The sequence below is a fragment of the Cupriavidus metallidurans CH34 genome (assembly GCF_000196015.1).
GTDB lineage: Bacteria > Pseudomonadota > Gammaproteobacteria > Burkholderiales > Burkholderiaceae > Cupriavidus > Cupriavidus metallidurans.
The window spans coordinates 1,841,034-1,863,235 of record NC_007973.1 but is presented as its reverse complement, the minus strand read 5'-3'; the positions used below and the strand labels follow the sequence as shown (position 1 = coordinate 1,863,235).

Below are 22,202 nucleotides of genomic sequence, written 5' to 3'. Positions count from 1 at the left end.
ATTAACCCTGCAACCTACTCTCGCCCTGCTGGTTTCCTTATGCCCTCGAGCGCCAAAGCGGATGCCCCCCTCCCCCAACCCGGTGTGCAAAGCCTGGCACGCGCCTTTGCGCTGCTGCACCTGCTGGGCACACACCACGACCCGGGATTGACCCTGCCCGAGCTTGCCACGCTGGCGAATATCGATCGCACTACCGCGCATCGCATGATCCGTTTCCTTGAGACGGCGGGATACGCTGAGCGCGAACCGGCCGGCAAGCGCTATCACCTGGGCAGCGCGGCCATGGCGTTGGGCCTGCGGGCAATGAACCGACCGCCTCCCGATAGCCGTATCGTCACGCGGATGAAGGCGGTGGCGCGTTTGACTGGCGACGCGGTGTTCCTGATTGGGCGTCTAGGCGACCACGGACATTGCCTGCACACCGAGGAAGGCGCGCATCGCATCAAGACCTTTGATCTGTTGACTGGCACGTCGCGGCTGCTGGGTCAGGGCACGGCGAGCATGGCGCTGATGGCAAGGCTGGATAACGACGAAATCCGGAAGCACTACAACCGGCATCGGGCGGAGTACGAGCAAGGTGGATTGAGCCTGCTGGCACTGTTGCGCGGCGTGGACCGCAGCCGCAAACTCGGTTATGTGCTGGCCGGTGCCGGCGGGGTGGCCGGCGTGGGCTACCTGTTGCCACTGGCGCTGGAGGGCGACCTGGCAGTGAGCGTCGTGTCCGCCGCGTCACGGATGCCCGTTTCGCGACGTCACGAGATCGGCGCGTTATTGCAGGCGACATTCGGCGCGGATTAAGCCCCGAAGCCGCCAATGTTCCCGCTTACTGATTCTTCATCGCCTCGGCCAGTCGCGCGATGATCTCGCCCTCGCTCTTGAATGCCTTCTGCGCATAGGCGGTGTACTGCTCGGGATTCATGTAGTTGCTGACCATGCCGTACTGGCGGGTTACGTTCAGGAACTTCGGGTCCTTCAGCGCATTGCGGAAGGCCTCGTCCAGCCGCTTCACGACCGCGGGCTTCATGTTTGCCGGGCCGACGATGCCGAACGGCGAGTTCGACCACACCGGATAGCCGATCTCTTTCAGCGTCGGCGCATTGGGGAAGTCCGCGGCGCGCTTCTCCGACAGCGTCGCCAGCACGCGCATCTGCCCACCCTGCACGTAGGGCAGCAGCGTGTTCGATAGCACCGCCACATCGGACGAACCGCTCAGCAGCGCGGTGATCGCCTCGGCGTCGCCCTTGTACGGGACGTGGGTCCAGTTCGATTGCGACACCCGCGCCAGTTCGGAAATGGTCAGGTGCTGGCTGCCATAGATGCCGGTGGTGCCATAGCTGATGCCTTTCTTGTTGGCCTTGGCTTCGGCGATCAGCTCCTGCATGGTCTGCCACTTCGCGTCCTTCTTCACGGCTACCGCGAAGTTGTAGTCCGCGATCATGGAGATGTACGTCAGGTCCTTGAGCGGGTCATAGCGCATCTTCTGCACATGCGGCAGGCGGAAGATCACCACGGGCGCCATGCTGAGCGTGTAGCCGTCCGGTTCGGTGGTGGCCATCTGCGTGGCGCCGAGCGTGCCACTGACACCGGGCTTGTTCTCCACCACGATTGACTGGCCCAGCTCACGGCCGGCCGCGTCGGCAAGCGCACGTGTCACCTGATCGGTGACGCCGCCCGCGCCGTAAGGCACGATGAGCCGGATCGGCCGGGTTGGGAACTCGTCGGCGGCCAGCGCCGGCGTGCCAAGGGAAGCCGTCAGTGCCAGGCCGGTGGTGGCCAGCGCGACACGGAAGAAGCGACGTCGTTGCATGAAGGTGTCTCCTGATTTGTCTGCCGGATCTGTCATGTCCAGTCTGCGAGGTTGTCCGCACAGTATGACAATGCCGCCACGGCGCCGACCATCAGGAATTGGAGAATACCGGTCGCATATCCACCGATTTCATCGTCTACATGCACGGGTTGCATGTCGCCAAATAAAAAAACGCCCCGCAGTGCGGGGCGCTCCCTAACTCCATGCCCTACCCTCAGGCTGCTTTGTTCCCCCGTAGCAGCTTCTTGTCAATTTTGCCAACGCTGGTCTTCGGAATCTCGGCCACAAAGGCGATCCGATCGGCTTCAGGTACCGCGAACTTGCTCAGGCGCTGGGCCGAGACATGGTTCATCAGCTCCGCGCGAATGTCCTCGGCGCCCACTTCCGAATCCGGTTGCCGCACCACGAAGGCCATCGGCCGCTCGCCCCAGCGCGCGTCGGGCACGCCAATCACGGCGCACTCCCGCACGCCTGGCACGCGCGTGACCAGGTTCTCGATCTCGATCGACGAGACCCACTCGCCACCGGTCTTGATGACGTCCTTGAGGCGATCCACGATCTGCACGAAGCCGTTCTCGTGCACGACCGCGACGTCCTGCGTGTGCAGGTACCCGTCGGCCCAGAGTTCTTCCGACGCACTCGGCTTGCGGAAGTAACTGCGGGTCAGGTATGGCGCGCGCAGCACGATCTCGCCCTGGCTTTGGCCGTCGCGCGGCAGTTCCCGCATGTCCGTCCCCACGACGCGGAAGTCTGCCAGCGGCACCGGCCGGCCCGTCGAGCAGCGCAGGCGGACTTCTTCCTCGCGGCTGGCCGGCTGGTATCCCGGCGGCAACTGCGCCAGCGCCACGATCGGCCCGGTTTCGGACATGCCGTAGCCGGCAAAGATGTCGATGCCCCGCTCCAGCGCGGCCTCGCACAAGGACGGTGGCAGCGCCGAACCGCCGATGATGATCTTCCAGCCGCTCAGGTCCTGTCCGCCTGCCTCTGCGGCGTGCAGCAGCATCTGCAGGATTGTCGGCACGCAGTGCGAGAACGACACCTTTTCCTGGGCGCGCAGCTTCAGCAGCATTTCGGGCGCGTAGCGGCCCGGCAGGACCGTGCGCAGGCCCAGCGTGATCGCAACATACGGGATGCCCCACGCCATCACATGGAACATCGGCGTGATCGGCATATACACATCCTCGCGATGCATACGCTGGCCTTCGCGCGGCGAGCACAGGCTGGCCGTCGCGGTCAGCGTATGCAGCACGATGTCGCGATGGCTGTAGCACACGCCCTTGGGGTCGCCCGTGGTGCCTGTCGTATAGAACGTGGCGGCCTTCGTGCGCTCGTCAAACTCCGGAAACTCGAACTCCGGCGAGGCGGCGCCGACCAGTGCCTCGTACTCGCCGGCGAACGGGATAGCCGTGTCGGGCACGGTCTGTCCGTCTGCCATCAGCACGAAGCGTGGCTTGCACGTGAGCTTGTCCCGGATCTGGTCGATCACGGGCACGAAGTCCGGATGCACCAGCACGACGTCAGCGCCCGCGTCATTCAGCGTGTACAGGATCTGCTGCGGCGACAGGCGAACGTTGACCGTGAAGAGCGTAGCGCCCATCATCGGCACGCCGAAATAGCACTCCAGGTAGCGGTGGCTGTCCCAGTCCATCACGGCCACTGTGGAGCCGTGATGCACACCGAGAGCCGAAAGCGAATTGGCCAGCTTTCCCACGCGCTCGCGGAATTCGCGATAGGTGTAGCGCAGCTCGCCGCGGTAGCTGATCTCCTGGTCGCCATACAGGCTCATGGCGTTGATCAGGAGCTGCTTGATCAGCAACGGGTATGCGTAGGCCGAACGCGCGGAAACGATCAGGTTCTCCATATTGACTCCGGTACTGCTCAGAACGGCACGCTGCCGATAATGCCCGCGCGCTCCATCTTGCGATAGCAAGGCGGATAGTCCATCACGGCGTAATGCTGTGTGGCGGTGTTGTCCCAGATCGCCACGCTATTGGGCTGCCAGCGCCAGCGCACCTGGTACTCAGGGATATAGGCCTGCGAGATCAGATAGCGCAGCAGGTCCGTCGCGCCCGGGTTGCCATCCTGACCAAAGCGCACGCGCGCTGGGGTGTGGTAGTTCGTGAAGTGCGTGGTGAAGGCGTTCACGTAGAGGATCTTCTCGCCGGTGTCCGGATGGGTGCGGACCACGGGGTGCTCGGCATCGGGATAGCGCTCCTTGAGCGCCAGCCGCTTCTCGATCGGCATCACGGCACCGAAGCTGGCTTCGATGCTGTGGCGCGCGCGCAGGTCGGCGATCTGGGACTTGATATGGTCGGGCAGGTTCTCGTATGCGAGGGCCATGTTCGCCCACATCGTGTCGCCGCCCACGGGCGGGCATTCCACGCACCGCAGCACTGCGCCGAACTGCGGGGCCTCGCGCCAGGTGGTGTCGGAGTGCCACGCGTTCTCGTAGCGGTCGTTCGGCTGGTCCGGCGACTTGTAGATGCGGACCAGGCCCGGATGCTCCGGATCGCTGCCCGCCACTGGGTGATCCTCGAGTTCGCCGAAGCGGCGCGCGAACGCAACATGCTCGGCGCGGCTGAAGGTCTGGTCGCGCAGGAACACCACGCGGTGTTTCAGTAGCTGCGCGCGGATTTCGGCGAACAGATCGTCGCTCTTGATCGCGTCAGCCAGGTTGACGCCAACCAGTTCGGCACCGATGGCACAGGTCAGTGGTTTGACTTGCATGGCAGGCTCCTCAGACGACGAAAATCGACGAACCGGTGGTCTTGCGCGATTCCAGGTCGCGGTGAGCCTGCACGGCGTCTTCCAGTGCGTAGCGCTGGTTGATCTCGATACGGATGCGGCCGGCACCCACGTGGTCGAACAGTTCTCCGGCCAGTTCCGCCTTTTCGCCCGGGTCCGCGATGTAGTCGGCCAATGCCGGACGCGTCACGTAGACCGAGCCCTTCATGGCCAGCAGTACGGGATCGAACGGCGGGATCGGGCCCGACGCGGTGCCCACGCAGACCAGCAGCCCACGGCGCTTGAGCGAATCGAGCGACGCCATGAACGTGTTCTTGCCGACGCTATCGAACACCACCGTGGCGCCCACGCCATCGGTCAGTTCGCGCACGCGCTTGGCCACGTCCTCGTGGCTGTAGTTGATGATGTGATCGCAACCATGCGCGCGTGCCACCTCGGCCTTGGCCTCGGACGACACGGTGCCGATCACGTTAAGGCCCTGCAGCTTGGCCCACTGGGACACGATCAGACCGACGCCGCCTGCCGCAGCGTGCAGCAGAATCGTATCGCCGCGCTTGAACGCGTAGATGCGGCGCATCAGGTAGGCGGAGGTCAGGCCGCGCATCGTCATTGCGGCGGCGGTCTCGAAGCCGATGTTCTCCGGCAGGCGGATCAGCGGCGCGGCCGGCACCAGACGCTCGGTGCTGTAGGCGCCCAGCGTGTTCAGGAAGCCGGTGTACGTCACGCGATCGCCGACAGCGACGTTGGTCACGTCCGGGCCGATGGCCTGCACCACACCGGAGGCTTCCACGCCCATGCCCGCGGGAAGCGGTACCGGATAGGTACCATTGCGGAAGTATGTATCCGCGTAGTTCAGGCCAACCGCCACGTGGCGAATGCGCACCTGTCCCGGGCCCGGATCACCCACTTCCATGTCTTCGTAGCGAAGGACCTCGGGTCCGCCGGTCTCATACATGCGCACGACTTTTGCCATCGCATCGTCTCCTGTTGTGTGTTGCCGCACGACGTGTGCCGCCATGTCAGCCAATCTAGATGCCCCGGCTGACTGCCGCTTTGCAATCGCTGCATCCGGCTTTGCATTTCATGCCAACACGGCCTATCATCCACGCCGAGTACGACGCGGCATGGTCCAGGGCACCCCGGGCACGTGACGCGCGAAAAACAAGATGGGAGACAAGCTTGAGAACACTGGTGCGCGCTGCGGCACTGACCAATTTCTTCGAGGTGGCGGCGGCGGAAGGCCTGAACCCACAGCCCTTGCTCCGGCAGGCCGGATTGACACGCGCGCTGCTGACCGATCCCGAGCAGCGGGTTCCGGTGGACGCGTGCGCGGTATTGCTGGAGGCCGCGGCGGATGCATCGTCCTGCCTCACCTTCGGGCTGCGCATGGCGGAGTCCCGGCAGTTATCGGATTTCGGCCTGATGAGCCTGCTGATCAGCCAGCAGCCCACGCTGCGTGACGCGCTCGACACGATCATTCGTTACCGTCACCTGGTCAATGAGTCCGTGGCAATCATGGTGGAGTCGGCCGGCAAGGTGGTCATGATCCGGCAGGAGGTGGTGCTCGGCGCGCCTTCCCGACAAGCCACCGAACTGGCCCTGGGCGTGGTGTTTCGCTTGTGCCGCGCCCTGCTCGGCGCGCATTGGCATCCACTCAGCGTCAACTTTACCCATGCCGCGCCGCCCGACCTGCAGGTGCACCGCCGGTTGTTCGGATGCCCACTGGAGTTCGGCAGCGAGTTCAGCGGCATTGTCTGCCTGGCGGCAGACCTCGACGCGCCAAATCCGACCGGCGACCCGGCCATGGCTCGCCATGCGCAGCGACTGGTGGATACCCTGCCCCGTGTGAACGAGGCGTCGATCGGGCGTGAAGTGCGCAATGCGGTGTACCTGATGCTGCCAATGGGTCGCGCCAGCTGCGAGGCCGTGGCCCAGGGGCTGGGCCTGAGCTTGCGGACCATGCAACGGCAACTCGACGAAGCCGGCGAATCGTTCACCGACATCCTGAGCGAGGTGCGCCGCGATCTGGCGCAGCGGTACGTCGGCAATCCGGACTACTCCCTGCTACGCGTTTCGGAATTGCTCGGCTATGGTTCAGCCAGTTCCTTCACGCGATGGTTTTCCACCCAGTTCGGGGAAGCCCCCCTGGCATGGCGCCGGCGCCACAGTGTCAACCGGTGACTTGCACGGCACCATCGAATTCGCCTAGTCTGAGCGTGCGTCGCCACATCGGAGCTCCCATGGAAATGCCTAATGCAGTGCTGCTGACCGTTGCCCTCACCCTTGGCCTGCCTGCCGTTGCGCTGGCTCAGTCCACATCGCCCGCCCAGGGCAATGCCGCGGCGGCCATCTCCGATGCCGTACAGGAGGGAGCGAACCCCTATCGTCCGCCTTCGGCGAGCAGCGTCAGCCCCGAGGAAGCCCGCCGGGCGAAGTGCGAGGAGCTCAAGAACCAGTTCGCCGCTGGCGCGCATGGGCCCAACAGCTACACCTCTCCAGGCATGGCCACGCAGAATGCACAGGGTCGCGCGGTGCCCAAGATCGAACGGGACAAGTCGCGAGATGCGCTGGAAGATACCTATCGCGCGAACTGCACGTAAGGGCTCAGGGCTTCGCCTGATCCATCAGCCTGGCCATGTTGCTCTTGATGACATCGAGCACGGCAGCCGTCATCAGTGACGTCGACATGCCGAACATCAGGATGCCGTTGGCTGCCTCGATTGGCCCCAGCATGCGCCAGCGCTCGGACATGACGATATCGCCATAGCCGAGCGTGGCGAAGTTGACGCTGGAGTGATACAGCGCTGGCACGAAGCTCTGGAACTCGCCCAGCATCAGGAACAGCACGGCCCAGATCGCGATCTGCACGATGTTGCAGACCAGCGTCAGCAGCATCACCGCCATCAGCAGCGCGATCTCCATCCATAGCGCCTCGCGCCCTTCCCAGCGTTTGCGATAGCGCGCATAGCGGCGCAGGCAGATCGCCACCACCACGCCTTGCAGGATCAGGCACAACAGCATCACGGGTGCGGCGACCAGCAGGTGTACGCGCATGGGCCTCCTCAGTTTCTTAGATCGTTGTCGATGCCGTGGACACGGTTCGCTGCCGCCGATGGTCGAGCCATCGCAGCATGAATACGCCATAGAGCGACACGCCGATGAACAGTCCCATGCGGACGGCGAACGCATGGTAGACATCCTTGCCTGCCGCGCTGTCTTCCACCGACTGTCCAAGCAGGATGATCATCGTCACCAGGCTGTTGAGCCAGAATCCCGGGGTGGCGCGTGTCGGTCGGATCGCGAAGAGCCGGCGGGCAACCACCAGCGCGAACAGGATCGTCCAGAGAAAGAACATCCACAGATTGACGGACAGGCCAAGCGCGAACCAGAACAAGATCGCAAGTAGCCCGCCAAGCAGCGTGGACCCGAGCAGTTCGGTCGCGGCGCTACGCGCCGTCGTGCAGCTTTGCCGGCCCAGGCTGACGGCCTTCATGACGATGGGCAGGTAGCCGGCCGGATCGGCCATGGCCAGCAGGAAGGCCGGCATGACGACCAGCGTCGCGCGCCACGCCATCCAGTCCGCGTCGCTGGCAACCGGCGCGGGTGGTTTGGCCGCGGGCGTGGCCGTGCCAGGCTCCGGAATCAGCCAATGGCAGACCGCCAACATCACCACGCCGAGCAGCAGCCCCCGGGCCAGCGCGCCAATCACGCTGAGAGCGAGTCCCATGTCGGCGGTGCCGGCCACCGAGATCAGCGCAATGCCTGCCACAAGGAACGTCGACACGAGCCCGTTGCCGCCGCGCAGGCCGTAACGGAAGGCCAGGAACAGGCCGAGCGCGGTCATCAGCACCCCACTCAGCGGCGCGTGCCGCAGGAACGGGATCAGCAGCAGTCCGGTTCCAGTGGTCGCAATGACAAGCAGCGCCAGCGCCAGCCCCGCCTTGGCGGGCAGCGGGCGCCCTACCGTGGCGAACAGGAACACGGCCAGCACGGGCGCAACCATCGGAATCGCCCATTGGAAACCGAAGCTGGTCGCCAGACAGAGCGCGGTGCCGACAGCCAGGCGCAACGCGCGCCGGGACCGCGCCGCGGTTGCGGCAGTGGCGGCGGCCGATGCGCCTGCGTCAGTAGACATAGGACAGCCAGCTCATCAGGCGGATGTACAGCCGGCCCAACGGATTGAGCGGGTTGCCTGAGGTCGGGAACGCCATCACTTCGGCCTGGCCGCCCACGCGCACGCCGCGCAGCGAAGAGAGTTGCCCCGGATCGATATCGACGATCACCGGAAAGCGTTGCGCGGGCCGCAGCCAGTCGCGGCTGTTCTGCACCGTCGGCAGGCTGCCTGGTGGCGGGCTCTGGCCGGTGCTCACGCCGTAGCCAATGCTGCGCACCTTGCCTTCGAGCACCTTGCCCGGCAGCGCGTCGAGTACGATGGCCACGGGCGTGCCCGGCTCTACGTGGCCCAGGTTGTTTTCGGTGAGGTCGGCGGTAATCCAGATATCCTGGATCGCGATCAGCGTCATGACCGGGCTGCCGGCGCCGGCAAAACGGCCGACTTCCGTTTGCAGGTCGGTGACCAGCCCGCCGGTACGCGCCCGGATCTTGGCATTGGACAGATCGAGCTCCGCCTTTTCAACCGCCGCAGCGGCGCTGCGCAGCTTGGCGTTGTTCTCTTCGCTGCCGCCCTGCTGCTCCTTGGCCCGTTCGACCTCGGCGCGGGCCGCGCCGACCTGGCTGACGGCCTGCGTGTGCGTGGCGCGCGCCACCTCCAGCCGCCGCACGGAAACCGTGCCGGGGTCTTCCCGATACAGACGCTCAAGCCGCTCGCTGTCCTGTCGCGCCTTGAGCTCGTTGGCCTGCGCCGCTCGCAGCGATTCGCGCGCGGAATCGATGCCCGCCGTGTTCGCGCCGATCTGCCGGCGCGTGGATTCGAAATCGGCGCGGGCGCGGTCCAGCGCGATCCGGTACTGCTGTGGGTCGACCTCGAACAGCACGGTGCCGACCTCCACATTCTGGTTGTTGTGAACCGGCACCTGGGTGACGCGGCCAGACACTTCTGAAGCCACTGGAATCACGAACGCCTGCACACGCGCCTGCTGGGTATAAGGCGTGAAGCGGTCGGCCAGCAGATACCAGACCAGACTGAGCACGATCGCGATGACAACCCACCGCACCCCTTTTCCCGACGCGTCTCCGGATGCCGCCGGGCCTGGCGAGGCAGGCGGCGTGGCTGGCGCATTCGCATCACTGGCGTCACTCATTGGCGTTGGCTCCCGGTGGCTTTGGCCGTGGTGTTATTGGATGTCGGCGGCGTGCGCGGCGGCTCGTCCAGCAGGTCTCCCCAATCGGTACGCTGCCGCATCTGGTCGCGGGTGGCTGGGTCGACCAACGGCTGCTCGCTGTACCAGCCACCGCCAAGGGCCTTGTAAAGGTCGATCAGATAGCCAACGGCGTTGCTGCGATTGACCAGATAGGCGTCCTGCTGGGCGAACAACGCCCGCTGGGCATCGAGCACGCGCTGGAAGTCGGAGTACCCCTCCTTGAACAGGGTGTTGGCCAGCGTCAGCGAGCGTTCCGCAGAATACGCGGCCTCACGCAGGATTTCTTCGCGTTCGAGTGCCTTGAGCAGGCCGCTGGCCGCATCGTCGGCCTCGCGCGCCGCCACGCGCACGTCGTTCTGGTAGGTGAGGATCAGTTGCTGGAGCCGGGCATCCTGCACGCGCACGTTGTTGTGGATCCGGCCATAGTCGAAGATGTTCCAGCGAAGGCTGGGGCCGCCCACCAGCAGCAGGCCGTTCTGCGTCCCGGGCAGCGAAGTCGCGGACCAGCCGATGCTGCCGACGAGCGTCACCGATGGATACAGGTCCGCCTTCGCCACGCCGATCTGGGCCGACTGCGCCGCGATCTGGAACTCGGCGGCCCGGATGTCCGGTCGGCGCAGCAACAGGTTGGCGGGCACGTCTTGCAGAATCGCCCGATCGATCCGGGGCAACACGCCCTCCTTGCCCGATGCCTCGCCCAACTCGGGAATCGGGCCGGGTGGCCTCCCCAGCAGGATCGCCACGGCGTTGCGCGAGAGCGCAATCTGCCGCTCCAGTTCGGGAATGCTGCTCAATGTGCCGAAGTACTGCGTCTTGGCTTGTTGCAGGTCCAGTTCGTCGCTTTCGCCGGCCTTGAACAATCGCTCGGTGATCTCATAGCTGCGCTTCTGCAGTCGGGCGTTCTCCCGCGCTATCCGCACGCGGGCTTCCGCGGTGCGCAATGCGTAATAGGTCTGCGCGAGTTGTGCGTGAAGCAGTACCAGTACGTTCTCGTGATTCGCCTGGGCCGCGAAGTACGCGGCATCGGCGGACTCGATCGCCCGGGCGAATTTCCCCCAGAAGTCGAGTTCCCAGCCGACATCGACACCCGCGCTGTACTCCCAGACGCGAGCGGTTTGCGCAGTTGGCCCGGATTGGCGGCTGTGAACGTACATGGCATCCGCGCCCGCCTGCTGCATCTGGGGATACCGGCCAGCCAGCGCCATGCCAAGTTGCGCCCGGGCTTCCATGACCCGCAGGCCGGCAATCCGAACCCCGGCGTCATTGGCATCGGCCTCGGTGATCAGGTGTTCGAGCACCGGGTCGTTGAAGACCTGCCACCATTGGCGCATATCCGGTTGGTCACCCGCCTCGCTGGCCTGCCCGATCGCCTCGCTGGTCCATTGGCCGCTCCACGTCTCGTGCTGCGGCTGGAAATCCGGGCCAACGCGCGCGCAGCCGGCGAGCATCGTCGCGGCCAGCATCCAGCAACGGAACACGCGGCCCTGGGGCAACATCGCTATCCGGCAGCCGGACCGCTTTCGGTACGTCCCGACGCCTGGCCACCCTCCACGGCCTCACCACTCGCCACGGCCTCGCCGCCTTCGATGGCTTGCTGCTGGGTGTCTTCCACCCACTGCCAGAACAATTGGTATCCAACCGCGAGCACCACAGGGCCGACGAAGAGCCCGATTACGCCTCCGCTGACCATGCCGCCAAGCGCGCCGATCAACACCACCGGCATCGGCACATCCACACCACGGCCCAGCAGCATCGGCTTGAGCACGTTATCCGCCAGGCCGGCGATGAACACGTAGACGGCGAAGACGATGTTCATGCCGCTGACGCCCTCGGTCGCGATCACGAAGATGATCACGGGAATGGTGATCAGCGTGGCCGGCAACTGCATGATGCCGAGCAGCAGCACCGCCAGCGCCAGCAGCCCTGCCCCCGGCACACCCTTCATAACGAAGGCGACACCGATCAGCAGCATCTGGATGAATGCAATGCCCACCACACCCTGCGCGACCGCGCGCACGGTGGCCGTGCACAGCACGGTAAGGCGGGGGCCGCGCTCTGGCCCGGAGATGCGGGAGGCAATCTGAATCGCGCTGCGCGTGCCGAGTTCGCCGTAGGCCATGAAGATGCCCGCGATCATGAGCGCCGCCACGAAGATCAGCAGCCCGACGCCCACGCCACGCGCTGTGCCGAGCAAGGCCAGCGCCACCACCTTGATCTGTGGCGCCAGCTTTTCAGCCAGCGAGGCGAAGTCGGTGGAGGCCAGGTGCCAGAAGCCGTAGAGTTGCTTGCCCACAAACGGCCAGGCCGCTACCGATTCGGACGGTGGCGGAATCCGGATGTTGCCGCTGCGCGCGATCTCCAATGCGTGTTCGACCGAGTCGATCAATGCAATGCCGAGCAGGCACGAGGGCACGAGAATGATGCAGATGACCAGGAAGACGATCAGGGTGGCCGTGCGGCCCTCTCCATCAAAGATCTTGCCCCGCAGGTACGTCTGCAGCGGATAAAGCGTGATCGCCAGGATCACTGACCACGCCATCAGGCTGATGAACGGCTTGAAGATCTCGAAGCAAGATATCGCCAGCAACAAGATCAGGCCGAAGCGGATATATACGTCGATCAGCGTACGAGAGATCGTAGGGATCGAAAGACGTGTTTGCAGCATCGGCGGCCTCCTTGTGAACCTCTGGCGCGCGCCTTTGCCGCGCCACCTCTCACACGAGCCGGCTCTGGCGCCTGCGCCTCCAGCCAAGGGCAAGCAGGACAGCGCCGACGAACATGGTCACGAAGCAGCCGATCAACCAGTCCCTCGCGAGAACCGTGATGAGGTAGTGCTGCGGCGCTTCTGACAGCTTGAACAAGTGAATCTCGAGACCACGCAGGGCGAAACTGAACAGGTTGACATTCTCTGGCAGCCCGCCCACCGGGTCGCACAGGAATACCCCTGCGAGAGCCGCCCAGAAACCGATAATGATCAGCCAGTATCCAGTCTTGAACATGGTTGAGTACGCTCCCAATGAAAGAGTCAGCCAAGCCCGTGCGCAAAGCAATTGGTCCTTGGGCCAAGCCATGCTTGAGCCAAGCATTGGACCAAAGTCCCTTGCCAAGGTCATGCCCGTATCCGAGATTGATACTTGAGGCAATGGGGCCTGCTGCAAGCGCCGGGAGAAACACTTATGGTAAAGGACTCGCGCCGTACTGACGAGGATTCTGCAATGCAGCAAGACCTTGACTCGAAGACGTACGAGAAGGCGCTGCGCTCGCTGCACGTCGAACTAGTGCACCTGCAGGACTGGGTCAAGGCTACTGGTGCCAAGGTATGCGTCATCTTCGAAGGGCGTGACGGCGCCGGCAAGGGCGGCGTCATCAAGGCCATCACCGAGCGGGTCAGCCCCCGCGTCTTTCGGGTGATCGCCCTGCCCGCTCCCACTGATCGCGAAAAGAGCCAGATGTACGTGCAACGGTACATCCCGCATCTTCCCGCAGCCGGCGAAATCGTGATCTTCGACCGTAGCTGGTACAACCGCGCCGGCGTCGAACGCGTGATGAAATTCTGCGACGAGGAACAGGTTGAGTTGTTCCTGCGCGCCGTGCCGCTGGTGGAACGCGCCATCGTCGGCTCGAACATTCAGCTCATCAAGTACTGGCTCGAAGTCAGCCCCGAAGAACAGACACGCCGCCTTGAGCAGCGCATTCTGGATGGCCGCAAGACGTGGAAGTTGACGGATATGGACCTGAAGTCATACAGCCGCTGGTATGACTACTCGCGTGCGCGGGACGCGATGTTCGAGGCATCGGATACCGACTTCGCGCCGTGGAATGTCGTACGATCGGATTGCAAGCGACGCGCCCGGCTCAACATCATCAGCCATCTGCTTGCTTCGGTTCCCTACGAGCCCATCCCGCGCAAGAAGGTTACGCTCCCGGACCGGCAGAAGCGCGGCTCCTACAAGGAGCCCGACTACCCCTATCGGTACATCCCGGAGAAATTCTGAGTTCCGGGCGCAAACCGCATCTTCAGGGGCCGCGTTATTGCGGCCCCTGAAGTTTGCGGCATCGGATCTTCAATCCTTCAATCTTTCAGTAGCGTCTTTTTCCAGTTGCCATCCGCGTCCTGGCAGTACCACCCTTCCCAGCGTTCCGACCTGCCATTCTGGCGCAGTTCGCTGCGGATCTTGCGGCAGCGCTTGGCGTTCTCGGTGCGCGTGGTCACGGGCGTGAATGTGCCCTCCGTGGCCTTGGACCGCCCCTCGGCAGGGAGACTGAACGGCACGGTGGCACCATCCTCGGACTCCGACAGCGTCTTGTTGAAGACGCCGCGCAAGGTCGCCATCTGCTGCTTGGCGAGCGTGCCAACGATTGTGCTGCTCAGATAGTTGTCAAAGTACGCGTGGGCGGGCAGCGCGCTGGCAATCAGCACGGCCGCCCCCAGACAACGCAATGCTGCAATGTGCTTCATGACGACAGTTCCGTTCGGGTGCCCGGCATTCGGTGGTTACTTGCCTGCACCTGGGGTTACCGAAACCGCGACAGCCTCGGTGTAGACAGCCTGCACGCGGTCCCCCTTCTTGATGTTCTTCAACTGGTCCGGGTCCTCGACAATCAGGTCGACGACATGGCCCTTCGGTCCCTTGACCGAGACAGTCTTTGCGTCCTTGTTGACCGCGACGACCTGGGCGACCACCGTCACCTCACGGCCAACCGTGCCGCCAGGCTTGGCGCCGGCCTCGGCGCGTTGCTCGATCGGCTTTTCCTGCATGGAGAGCGGTCCGCTGCCCTTCTTGAGGCTAACGGTCAGTGCCTCGTTGTACTGTACGGTGACCTTGTCGCCGACCCGTAGCTGATCAAAGTTGCGAGCCTCGTCGCCAACGGTCATGTCGGTGACCTTGCCGCCCGCGCCTTTGAGCGTGATCTTGCGATTTGCGGCGTCGATGGCTGTGATCGTCGCAACGGCCGTTGCGGAGCCGGAGGCGGTAACCGAGCCGTCGGCACGTGTGACATCAGTCTTGACGTCGGTCTGCGCCCAGCCAATGGCCGGCACCGAAAGCAGGATCGCGACGGGAATCAGTACTTTCTTGAGCATATGCACTCCTTTTGGCAAAGCGCTCCGGGACCTACTTCACTCACTTGATCGAATAACCACGGCCTTCCATGCACGCGGAATAAGCACGGTAGTACGTGGACATGGCGCCCTGGGTGTTGGCCTGGGCGTTCGCTTGCGCGTTGCGCTGGTTCTGCCGGGCGCGCGAGCCACCGACCATCGTGCCGGCCGCGGCGCCAACGGCGGCACCCTTGCCGGCATCGCCGGTGATCGCGCCGATTACCGCACCGCCGGCGGCGCCACGCGCGGCGCCGCCAACACGCTCGCCACCGCCGACTGCCGGACCACTGGGAGGCGGCGGCGCCGAGGACACGGCGGCTGGGTCTATGCCCGTATTTGATTTGGCCCAGGAATAACAATAACCGTCGTCCTGTTGCTGCTGGGCGGCGCTCTGTCCCTTGGCGGGATACGCAATCGGCTTGGACTGGGCCATCGCACCAAGGGCGATGCCCGCCGTGGCCAGCAACAAGACCGGCCTGATGATCGACCTCGACATGAAATCACTCCTTGTTACGGGTTTCCGGTTGACTCAGGCTTGCCTGAGGCGCCTGTGCTGCTTCCGACTCCACGGGCCAGCCACCACCCAGCGCCTTGTAGAGCTGGACAAGTTGGCCAAACTCCGAACCAATGAGGGTGGACTGGTCGAGTTGCGCGGCGAACAGCGCGCGCTCGGAATCCAGCACTTCAAGATAGCTCGTATAACCGCCTTCGTAGCGATCTCGTGCCAGCGAAGCGTAACGGCCCAGCGCATCGACCTGGTCGGTCTTGGCATTGAGCTGATCGCGCGTACGCTGCACGCTGACCAGCGCATCCGCCACTTCCCGGAACGCTGTCTGGATGGATTGCTGGTAGGCCTGCAGCGACTGCGTCTGAATCGCCTCCGCCTGCTTGACGTCGCCGGCGATCGCGCCACCGGTGAAGATCGGCATACTGATGAGCCCTGCGAACGACCAGGCCCGTGCCGGACCGGTCCACAGCCCCGACAGTGCCGTGCTGGCAGCGCCGAACGCGCCGGTCAGCGAAATCGTCGGGAAGTATTCGGCACGCGCGGCGCCGATGCGGGCATTGGCCGCCACGAGATTCTGCTCGGCCAGGAGCACGTCCGGCCGCTGCTCCAGTAACGTCGAAGGCAGGCCGACCGGCACGCCCGGCAAGGTCAACTCGGAGATCGACTTGCCGCGCGGAATTTCACGCGGATTCTCGCCCAGCAGACCGGCCAGCAGATCCTCCTGCAGCGCGACTTGCTGGCGGAACTGCTCGACCGAGGTCAGTGCCGATGCGTATTCCGACCGCGCTTGCGCGAACTCGACCTCGGAGACCACGCCGCCCTGGAAGCGCTCCCGGAACAACTCAAGCGCGCCCCGACGGCTTTCCAGGGTTTCTTGCGAGATACGCAGGCGGTTATCGAGATCCCGCAGCGTGATATAGGCGCTGGCAGTCGCGGCGACCACCGAGATTTCCGTGCTCCGACGCGCCAGTTCGCTGGCCTGCCAGTCAGCCTTGGCCGCCTCGGTCAGGCGGCGTATCCGGCCAAACAGGTCGATTTCCCAGGATGCGGTGGCGGCGACGTGCGTCTGGTTGAACGGGTTGTTGATCGGCAGCGCCGTGCCATTGGTGGTGCTGATGCGCTGGCGCCCACCGCCAGCCTCGATTCCCACCTGAGGGAACAGGCCAGACCGGGTGGTCATGACACGGCCGTAGTACTCCTCGACCCGTGCCGCGGCAATCAGCAAGTCCTTGTTGTTGGCCCGCGCTGTGGCAATCAGCCCGTCCAGCACCGGATCGTTCATCTGCGACCACCAATACGTGGCCGGTGTCTGCGGCACGCTGATACCTTCGTCCGCGAAGCGGTAGGCCTGCGGAACATCGACAGGCGGACGAACGTAGTCCGGCCCGACCGCGCACCCGGCGGCGGCCAGCGTGGCGAGAAGCATCAATCGGGACACCGTGCGGCGCTTCATGACGTGCCTCCCGGAGTAGCCTCGGTGTCACTCGCCGGCCCCGCCCCTGGCCCGGTCCCAGCCCCTGAAGCCGGCTGCTTGCCCTTCCTCTTCTCGCTGCGCTGCTCCAGGCCCCAGAAGAACATCGGGATGAAGAAGATGGCGATGACGGTCGCGCCAAGCATCCCGCCAATCACGCCGGTACCGAGCGACTGGCGGCTGGCAGCGGATGCCCCGCTGGCGATGGCCAGCGGCACGCAACCCAGGATGAAGGCCAGCGAAGTCATGATGATCGGACGCAGACGCATCTTGGCTGCCTTGACCGCGGCCTCAAACGGGCTCAGCCCTTCCTTCTCTTGCATTTCCACGGCGAACTCGAAGATCAGGATGGCATTCTTGGCCGCCAGCGCGATCAGCACGGTCAACCCGATCTGGAAGTACACGTCGTTTTCCATACCCCGCAGCAAGATGCCCATTAGCGCGCCAAACAACGCGAATGGCACCGCCAGCAGCACGCCCAGCGGCAACGACCATTTCTCGTACTGCGCGGCCAGGATCAGGAACACCATCAGCAATGCGAAGGCGAAAACCAGCGCGGCGGTGGACCCTGCCTTCTTCTCTTCGTACGCCTGTCCGCTCCACGCAAAGCTGTAGCCTTCGCCAAGGACTTCGTGGGCTACCTCTTCCATTGCTGCCAGCGCCTGCCCGGAGCTATAGCCCGGTGCGGCGTCGCCAGTAATCTTCGCTGCGGGGAAGTTGTTGAACCGCGTGACCAGATCCGCGCCAGAGACCCAGCGAGAATTCGTCACGGCCTTGATCGGGACCATATCTCCCTTGGCATTACGCACGTAGACATTGTCGAGGTCGTCGGGCCGCGAACGGTACTTGGGCTCCGCCTGCAGGATCACCTGGAACAGGCGACTGTTCTTCGGGAACTGGCTGACGTAGAGCGAGCCGAACATCGTCTGCAAGGCCGAGTAGACCGACTCCACCGCCACGCCCTGTGTTTCCGCGCGCTCACGGTCGAGGTCCACCAGCAACTGTCTGGAGCGCGTATTGATCGTGCTGGTCACGCCGCGCAGTTCGGGCCGCTGATGTGCCTTGGCGATAAACGCCCTGACGCGTTCCTCGAGTTGCGGATACGTGCCATCCCCGGTGCTTTGCAGCCAGAACTCGAAGCCGCCGGTCGTACCCAGGCCCGGGATCGATGGCGGATTGACCGGCACCACGACTCCCTCGCGGTAGGTGGAGAACTCCTTGTTAGCCTTCGCGATCAGGTCCGCCGCGCTTTCGCCCTTGCCGCGCTCGCCAAAGCCCTTCAGTGTGACAAACAGCGTGCCGGCATTGGACTTGTTCTGCGAGTCGATCAGGCTGTAGCCGTCCGGTACCGCCACCGCCTTGACGCCCGGCTGCTTGGAGAACCAGTCCGCGGCGCGCGAGGACAACGCGGACGTGCGGTCCAGGCTGGCCGCATCGGGCATGATCACCGCGCCCAGCAGATAACCCTGGTCTTCCACCGGCAGGAACGACGACGGGATGCGCATGAACATCAGCACGCTGACTGCAATCAGCGCGGCCACGATTGCCAGCGATATCACCGAGCGCCGGATGATGAGCTGGATCGCCCTGCCGTACCCTTCCACGAGCCGATCGAAACTGCGGTTGAACCAGCGGAAGAAGCGATTCTTCTCGTGGGAGCCCGGTTTAAGCAGGATGGCCGCCAGTGCCGGCGACAAGGTCAGCGCGACGACACCGGACAGCAGCACCGACACCGCCAGCGTAATGGCGAACTGCTTGTACAACTGGCCCGTGATGCCGGACAGGAACGCCACCGGGATGAACACGGCCAGCAGCACCAGCACGATCGCGATCACCGGGCCGCCCACCTCGTCCATGGCGTGCTTGGCCGCCTCTTTGGGCGGCATCTTGAACTCGACCATGTTCCGTTCGACGTTCTCGATCACGACGATCGCGTCGTCCACCACAATGCCGATGGCCAGCACCATCCCGAATAACGTCAGCATATTGACCGAGAAGCCGAACGCCGACATGGCCATGAACGTGCCGATGATCGACACCGGCACGGCCAGAATCGGGACCAGCGTGGCGCGGAAGCTCTGCAGGAACAGGAACACGACCAGGATCACCAGGATCACTGCGTCGCGCAACGTATGCACCACCTCGTTGATCGACTCATGCACAAACTCGGTGGTATCCAGCGCGACTTCATACTCCATGCCCGGCGGGAAGCTCTTCTTTACTTCCTCCAGCGTCTTCCGGACCTGCTCGGCCACGGCCAGCGCGTTGGCGCCCGGCTGTTGATAGACCGCCAGCAGCGTGGCGGTCTTGCCCTTGTAGCGGCTGCGCAACGAATAATCCTTGGAGCCCAGTTCGGCACGGCCGACGTCCTTGAGGCGCACCAGCGCCGCGTCACCCGAGGCGGCACGCAGGATGATGTTCTCGAACTCGGCCGGCTCGGTCATCCGCCCCTTCGTCGTCACCGGGAAGGTCAGTGTGACCGGCCCGTCGGTGGGTGACTGTCCTATTCGGCCAGCGGAGAACTGCTCGTTCTGGTTGGCCACCGCGTTCTTGATGTCCTCGACGGTGATGCCTAGCTGGGCCATCCGGTCCGGCTTCAGCCAGATGCGCATGGCGTAGTCGGGCGTGCCGAAGATCGACGCCTGGTTGGCACCGGGGATGCGCTTGAGCGCATCGAGAATATAGATGTTCGTGAAGTTATCGACGAAGGTCTGCGGATAGCTGTTATCCGGCGAATAGACCGCGATCACCATCATGAAGGCCGATGAACGCTTCTGCACGCTCACGCCCTGCTTGGTCACCGCGTCCGGCAACGTCGGCAGCGCCAGGTTCACGCGGTTCTGCACGTCCACCTGTGCCAGTGACGGGTCCGTGCCGATCTCGAAGTAGACGGTCAGCGTCATGTTGCCGGTGGACGAACTGGTGGACGACATATACAGCATGTTGTCCGCGCCGTTGACCTGCTGCTCGATCGGGGCCGCGACGTTCTGTGCCACCACGTCCGAGCTGGCGCCCGGATAGGTCGTGGTCACTGTGATGGTCGGGGGCGTGATGTCAGGGAACTGCGCGATCGGCAGGTTGACCATGGCAACCAGACCGCCAACGACAATGATGATCGACAGGACCGATGCGAAGATCGGACGGTCGATGAAGAAGTGTGAAAGCTTCATGACGTCGCCCCCTTCTCAGGGGCGGCGGTTGGGGCCGAGGCTGGCGTGGGCGCGGCGCCGGGGGAGCCAGGCGGCCGTTCGGTGGACACCGGCTGGGGAGGCGCGGCCACTGGCTTGAGGGGCGCGCCGGGAGCGAGGCGCACCGTGCCATCGACCACCACGGTATCGCCTTCGCGCAGGCCGGAGCGGATAATCCAGTTGCCCTGCGCCCATTCACCGACATCCACCACTCTGGTCTCTGCCTTGTTGTCCTTGCCGACGGTCCAGACAAACTGTCCACGTTGCCCTTGCACCACGGCCGCCTGCGGCACCGTGATCGCGCGCGTGCGCTCCGCGCCAAGCACGCGAACGCGCACGAATTGCCCCGGACGCAGCGCGCCTTCGGTATTCGGGAATTCCGCGCGCAGCAGATAGGTGCCAGTCTCGGAGCTGAACGATGCATCGGCAAACGTGATGTGGCCACGCTTGCCATAGGTCGCGCCATCCGCCAAGACGATCTCCACCTCCATCGAGCCGCGCGGCGGCATCTTCAACTGCCCGGAGGCTTGCTGGGACTGGTACTGGAGGACCTCGTTCTCCGACAAACTGAAATTGACCCAGATCGGGTCGAGCTTGGCGACATAAGTCAGCAAGCTGTTGCTCGCGTCGATATACGAACCGACCTGCTTCTTGGCGTAGCTGGATAACCCGGAGACCGGCGCGGTGATCGTCGTGTAGTCCAGATTCAGACGGGCGTTTGTCACGTTGGCCTTGGCCTGCTCCACCGCGGCGGCGGCGCCCTGCTCCTGCCCAACGGAATCGTCGAGATCCTTCTGGCTCAACGCATTCTTGGCCGCCAGCGGGCGCACGCGGGCAAGGTTCTGGCGCGCGGTGGTGAGGCGCGCCTGTTGCTGCGCCAGTTCGGCCATGGCCGCGTCCAGCGCGGCCTTGAATGGCTTCTGGTCCATGCGGAACAGCACCTGCCCCGCCTTGACCATCGTGCCTTCGGTATAGAGCCGTTGCTCCAGGAAACCGTTGACCCGCGCCCGGATTTCAACCTGCTGCGAGCTCTCGGTCTGCCCGACGAACTCGAACGCGACGGGTACGTCGTGGAGGTCGACCTTGACGACCCCAACCTCGGTCACGGGCGGCGCGGCCGGCCCCTTCGCCTCCTGCTTTCCGCATCCCGCTACTGCCAGTGCGGTGAGGAACATGAACGCATACTGCCTGCCCTTGGACTCCAGTCCACTCGCCATTGCTTGCTCCTCCGCTACGCGCCCGCCTGCTTGCTGGCGCGTCCTCGCCGTCTGCGTGGTTGATGTGTTGCCTGCGTGGTCAGTTGAAGCGTTCTCTCAACACCAACGCATTGATCCGGTGGCCATTCCAGAACACGTCATGGATGCGCGGGACAAAATGCTGCAACGCGGTTTCGTCCACGGCATGGAATGTCAGTGTGACCGCCGGGCGCGTACCGTCTCCTTCCTGGAGTTCGAATTCGTCGTACGCCGGAAACCCGTAACGACCGAGGAACTCTTTCACCTGGTCCTCGGTGGTATCCGGGTTGAGGTTGGAAATCATCAGAAGTGCCATGTTCGATCCTTGTCACGGCGCCAATGCCACGCGCGGCGGACGCATGTCGGCCCCGTATTGTTGAGAGTGTGCCGCTTTGAGTCTAAATCGCAATTGGACCAAGGACCAAATACCGTCACGTCAGATAACTCAAGCCGTCATCACACCCCGCACCAGTTCGATGAGCTGTTGCGTATTGAAAGGTTTGCGCAGGTATCCGATTGCGCCGGCGGAGAGCGCCTTGTTGCGGGCCTCGGGCACGTCGTGGGCGGTAATGAAAATGATCGGCAATGACAATCCGCCGAGACGGCGCTGCACTTCAAGGCCGTCGAGATGGGGCATGCTGACGTCGAGGATCACGCACGCAGGCCGATAAGCCGGCTGTGACAGGATCTGGTCCAGGAATACCGTGCCGCTTGTGAAGGTATCGACAGCGATGCCGGCGGCGCGCAGCAATCGCGAGATGGCGCGCGCAACGGACTCGTCATCGTCGATAACCACCGCAAATTGTCCTGAAGACCCCATATCCGC

At 64.2% G+C, this 22,202-nt stretch carries 22 protein-coding genes; 4 read left to right on the top strand and 18 right to left on the bottom strand.

All coding sequences use genetic code 11. The annotated features are described in order from the left end of the window. The first annotated feature begins 84 nt into the window (after positions 1–84). Positions 85–798 (top strand): IclR family transcriptional regulator, encoded by a 714-nt coding sequence (locus RMET_RS08620; protein ID WP_080711412.1) that lies wholly within the window; start codon positions 85–87, stop codon positions 796–798. Positions 799–823: 25 nt separating this feature from the next. Here RMET_RS08620 and RMET_RS08615 read toward each other — a convergent pair whose 3' ends face one another. The 4 genes from RMET_RS08615 to RMET_RS08600 form a co-directional block, all read right to left on the bottom strand. Beyond that, positions 824–1,807 carry a tripartite tricarboxylate transporter substrate binding protein gene (locus RMET_RS08615; protein WP_011516453.1) on the bottom strand — a complete coding sequence of 328 codons (984 nt, stop codon included), beginning with the start codon at positions 1,805–1,807 and terminating at the stop codon, positions 824–826. A gap of 214 nt (positions 1,808–2,021) precedes the next feature. Then, on the bottom strand, positions 2,022–3,668 hold the full coding sequence (locus tag RMET_RS08610) for a fatty acid--CoA ligase (protein WP_011516451.1): 1,647 nt from the start codon (positions 3,666–3,668) through the stop codon (positions 2,022–2,024). A gap of 17 nt (positions 3,669–3,685) precedes the next feature. Further along, positions 3,686–4,534 (bottom strand): TauD/TfdA dioxygenase family protein, encoded by an 849-nt coding sequence (locus tag RMET_RS08605; RefSeq protein WP_011516450.1) that lies wholly within the window; start codon positions 4,532–4,534, stop codon positions 3,686–3,688. A 10-nt stretch (positions 4,535–4,544) separates the two neighbouring features. Next, on the bottom strand, positions 4,545–5,525 hold the full coding sequence (locus RMET_RS08600) for a quinone oxidoreductase family protein (RefSeq protein WP_011516449.1): 981 nt from the start codon (positions 5,523–5,525) through the stop codon (positions 4,545–4,547). A gap of 206 nt (positions 5,526–5,731) precedes the next feature. Here RMET_RS08600 and RMET_RS08595 point away from each other — a divergent pair, with 206 nt between their 5' ends. Together RMET_RS08595 and RMET_RS08590 are read left to right on the top strand one after the other, a co-directional pair. Continuing rightward, a complete protein-coding gene (locus tag RMET_RS08595) occupies positions 5,732–6,733 on the top strand; it encodes an AraC family transcriptional regulator (RefSeq protein ID WP_029307921.1) in 1,002 nt (333 codons plus the stop codon). Between the two features lie 59 nt (positions 6,734–6,792). Beyond that, positions 6,793–7,152, top strand: a complete 360-nt coding sequence (locus tag RMET_RS08590) for a hypothetical protein (RefSeq protein WP_029307922.1) — start codon at positions 6,793–6,795, stop codon at positions 7,150–7,152. A 4-nt stretch (positions 7,153–7,156) separates the two neighbouring features. Here the strand turns inward: RMET_RS08590 and RMET_RS08585 are convergent, their stop codons facing one another. Genes RMET_RS08585 through RMET_RS08560 form a run of 6 tightly spaced genes read right to left on the bottom strand, consistent with a single transcriptional unit; the run spans position 7,157 to position 12,872 of the window. Beyond that, complete coding sequence (locus RMET_RS08585; protein WP_011516446.1) at positions 7,157–7,606, bottom strand: potassium channel family protein; 450 nt, start codon at positions 7,604–7,606, stop codon at positions 7,157–7,159. Between the two features lie 16 nt (positions 7,607–7,622). Continuing rightward, positions 7,623–8,687: a DUF2955 domain-containing protein gene (locus RMET_RS08580; RefSeq protein WP_011516445.1), complete on the bottom strand. Its 1,065-nt coding sequence runs from the start codon at positions 8,685–8,687 to the stop codon at positions 7,623–7,625. After that, positions 8,677–9,813, bottom strand: coding sequence for an HlyD family secretion protein (locus RMET_RS08575; protein WP_011516444.1), 1,137 nt, complete (start codon positions 9,811–9,813; stop codon positions 8,677–8,679). The genes RMET_RS08580 and RMET_RS08575 overlap by 11 nt, the downstream gene beginning before the upstream one ends. Further along, on the bottom strand, positions 9,810–11,369 hold the full coding sequence (locus tag RMET_RS08570; protein ID WP_011516443.1) for an efflux transporter outer membrane subunit: 1,560 nt from the start codon (positions 11,367–11,369) through the stop codon (positions 9,810–9,812). The genes RMET_RS08575 and RMET_RS08570 overlap by 4 nt, the downstream gene beginning before the upstream one ends. 2 nt (positions 11,370–11,371) lie before the next feature. Continuing rightward, positions 11,372–12,538 carry an AI-2E family transporter gene (locus tag RMET_RS08565; RefSeq protein ID WP_011516442.1) on the bottom strand — a complete coding sequence of 389 codons (1,167 nt, stop codon included), beginning with the start codon at positions 12,536–12,538 and terminating at the stop codon, positions 11,372–11,374. Between the two features lie 49 nt (positions 12,539–12,587). Beyond that, the gene (locus RMET_RS08560) at positions 12,588–12,872 is read right to left on the bottom strand and encodes a hypothetical protein (RefSeq protein WP_224446076.1); all 285 of its coding nucleotides are present in this window, start codon (positions 12,870–12,872) and stop codon (positions 12,588–12,590) included. Between the two features lie 177 nt (positions 12,873–13,049). Between RMET_RS08560 and ppk2 the strand changes: the two genes are divergently transcribed. Continuing rightward, complete coding sequence (ppk2, locus tag RMET_RS08555; RefSeq protein WP_011516440.1) at positions 13,050–13,868, top strand: polyphosphate kinase 2; 819 nt, start codon at positions 13,050–13,052, stop codon at positions 13,866–13,868. Positions 13,869–13,945: 77 nt separating this feature from the next. On the opposite strand, the gene RMET_RS08550 is transcribed toward ppk2, so the two are convergent. From RMET_RS08550 to RMET_RS08515, 8 genes are all read right to left on the bottom strand, one after another. Next, entirely contained in the window at positions 13,946–14,332 is a 387-nt protein-coding gene (locus RMET_RS08550) for a hypothetical protein (protein WP_011516439.1), read from the bottom strand. Positions 14,333–14,368: 36 nt separating this feature from the next. After that, positions 14,369–14,956 (bottom strand): hypothetical protein, encoded by a 588-nt coding sequence (locus tag RMET_RS08545; RefSeq protein WP_011516438.1) that lies wholly within the window; start codon positions 14,954–14,956, stop codon positions 14,369–14,371. Between the two features lie 40 nt (positions 14,957–14,996). Continuing rightward, positions 14,997–15,470, bottom strand: coding sequence for a glycine zipper family protein (locus RMET_RS08540; RefSeq protein ID WP_011516437.1), 474 nt, complete (start codon positions 15,468–15,470; stop codon positions 14,997–14,999). Positions 15,471–15,474: 4 nt separating this feature from the next. Then, positions 15,475–16,935 carry an efflux transporter outer membrane subunit gene (locus tag RMET_RS08535; protein ID WP_011516436.1) on the bottom strand — a complete coding sequence of 487 codons (1,461 nt, stop codon included), beginning with the start codon at positions 16,933–16,935 and terminating at the stop codon, positions 15,475–15,477. Next, the gene (locus RMET_RS08530; protein ID WP_011516435.1) at positions 16,932–20,123 is read right to left on the bottom strand and encodes an efflux RND transporter permease subunit; all 3,192 of its coding nucleotides are present in this window, start codon (positions 20,121–20,123) and stop codon (positions 16,932–16,934) included. The genes RMET_RS08535 and RMET_RS08530 overlap by 4 nt, the downstream gene beginning before the upstream one ends. Further along, entirely contained in the window at positions 20,120–21,358 is a 1,239-nt protein-coding gene (locus tag RMET_RS08525) for an efflux RND transporter periplasmic adaptor subunit (protein WP_011516434.1), read from the bottom strand. Before RMET_RS08525 ends, RMET_RS08530 begins: the two co-directional genes overlap by 4 nt. Before the next feature lie 79 nt (positions 21,359–21,437). Next, positions 21,438–21,692 carry an RNA-binding protein gene (locus tag RMET_RS08520; RefSeq protein ID WP_011516433.1) on the bottom strand — a complete coding sequence of 85 codons (255 nt, stop codon included), beginning with the start codon at positions 21,690–21,692 and terminating at the stop codon, positions 21,438–21,440. A 129-nt stretch (positions 21,693–21,821) separates the two neighbouring features. Next, positions 21,822–22,196, bottom strand: a complete 375-nt coding sequence (locus RMET_RS08515; RefSeq protein WP_011516432.1) for a response regulator transcription factor — start codon at positions 22,194–22,196, stop codon at positions 21,822–21,824. Between the last annotated feature and the right edge of the window lie 6 nt (positions 22,197–22,202).

Excerpts from the sequence above, each read along its gene's own strand:
- RMET_RS08615 (WP_011516453.1), bottom strand. The coding sequence starts at position 1,807 with ATGCAACGACGTCGCTTCTTCCGTGTCGCGCTGGCCACCACCGGCCTG.
- RMET_RS08610 (WP_011516451.1), bottom strand. The coding sequence starts at position 3,668 with ATGGAGAACCTGATCGTTTCCGCGCGTTCGGCCTACGCATACCCGTTG.
- RMET_RS08605 (WP_011516450.1), bottom strand. The coding sequence starts at position 4,534 with ATGCAAGTCAAACCACTGACCTGTGCCATCGGTGCCGAACTGGTTGGC.
- RMET_RS08600 (WP_011516449.1), bottom strand. The coding sequence starts at position 5,525 with ATGGCAAAAGTCGTGCGCATGTATGAGACCGGCGGACCCGAGGTCCTT.
- RMET_RS08590 (WP_029307922.1), top strand. The coding sequence starts at position 6,793 with ATGGAAATGCCTAATGCAGTGCTGCTGACCGTTGCCCTCACCCTTGGC.
- RMET_RS08585 (WP_011516446.1), bottom strand. The coding sequence starts at position 7,606 with ATGCGCGTACACCTGCTGGTCGCCGCACCCGTGATGCTGTTGTGCCTG.
- RMET_RS08580 (WP_011516445.1), bottom strand. The coding sequence starts at position 8,687 with ATGTCTACTGACGCAGGCGCATCGGCCGCCGCCACTGCCGCAACCGCG.
- RMET_RS08575 (WP_011516444.1), bottom strand. The coding sequence starts at position 9,813 with ATGAGTGACGCCAGTGATGCGAATGCGCCAGCCACGCCGCCTGCCTCG.
- RMET_RS08570 (WP_011516443.1), bottom strand. The coding sequence starts at position 11,369 with ATGTTGCCCCAGGGCCGCGTGTTCCGTTGCTGGATGCTGGCCGCGACG.
- RMET_RS08565 (WP_011516442.1), bottom strand. The coding sequence starts at position 12,538 with ATGCTGCAAACACGTCTTTCGATCCCTACGATCTCTCGTACGCTGATC.
- RMET_RS08560 (WP_224446076.1), bottom strand. The coding sequence starts at position 12,872 with ATGTTCAAGACTGGATACTGGCTGATCATTATCGGTTTCTGGGCGGCT.
- ppk2 (WP_011516440.1), top strand. The coding sequence starts at position 13,050 with ATGGTAAAGGACTCGCGCCGTACTGACGAGGATTCTGCAATGCAGCAA.
- RMET_RS08550 (WP_011516439.1), bottom strand. The coding sequence starts at position 14,332 with ATGAAGCACATTGCAGCATTGCGTTGTCTGGGGGCGGCCGTGCTGATT.
- RMET_RS08545 (WP_011516438.1), bottom strand. The coding sequence starts at position 14,956 with ATGCTCAAGAAAGTACTGATTCCCGTCGCGATCCTGCTTTCGGTGCCG.
- RMET_RS08540 (WP_011516437.1), bottom strand. The coding sequence starts at position 15,470 with ATGTCGAGGTCGATCATCAGGCCGGTCTTGTTGCTGGCCACGGCGGGC.
- RMET_RS08535 (WP_011516436.1), bottom strand. The coding sequence starts at position 16,935 with ATGAAGCGCCGCACGGTGTCCCGATTGATGCTTCTCGCCACGCTGGCC.
- RMET_RS08530 (WP_011516435.1), bottom strand. The coding sequence starts at position 20,123 with ATGAAGCTTTCACACTTCTTCATCGACCGTCCGATCTTCGCATCGGTC.
- RMET_RS08525 (WP_011516434.1), bottom strand. The coding sequence starts at position 21,358 with ATGGCGAGTGGACTGGAGTCCAAGGGCAGGCAGTATGCGTTCATGTTC.
- RMET_RS08520 (WP_011516433.1), bottom strand. The coding sequence starts at position 21,692 with ATGGCACTTCTGATGATTTCCAACCTCAACCCGGATACCACCGAGGAC.
- RMET_RS08515 (WP_011516432.1), bottom strand. The coding sequence starts at position 22,196 with ATGGGGTCTTCAGGACAATTTGCGGTGGTTATCGACGATGACGAGTCC.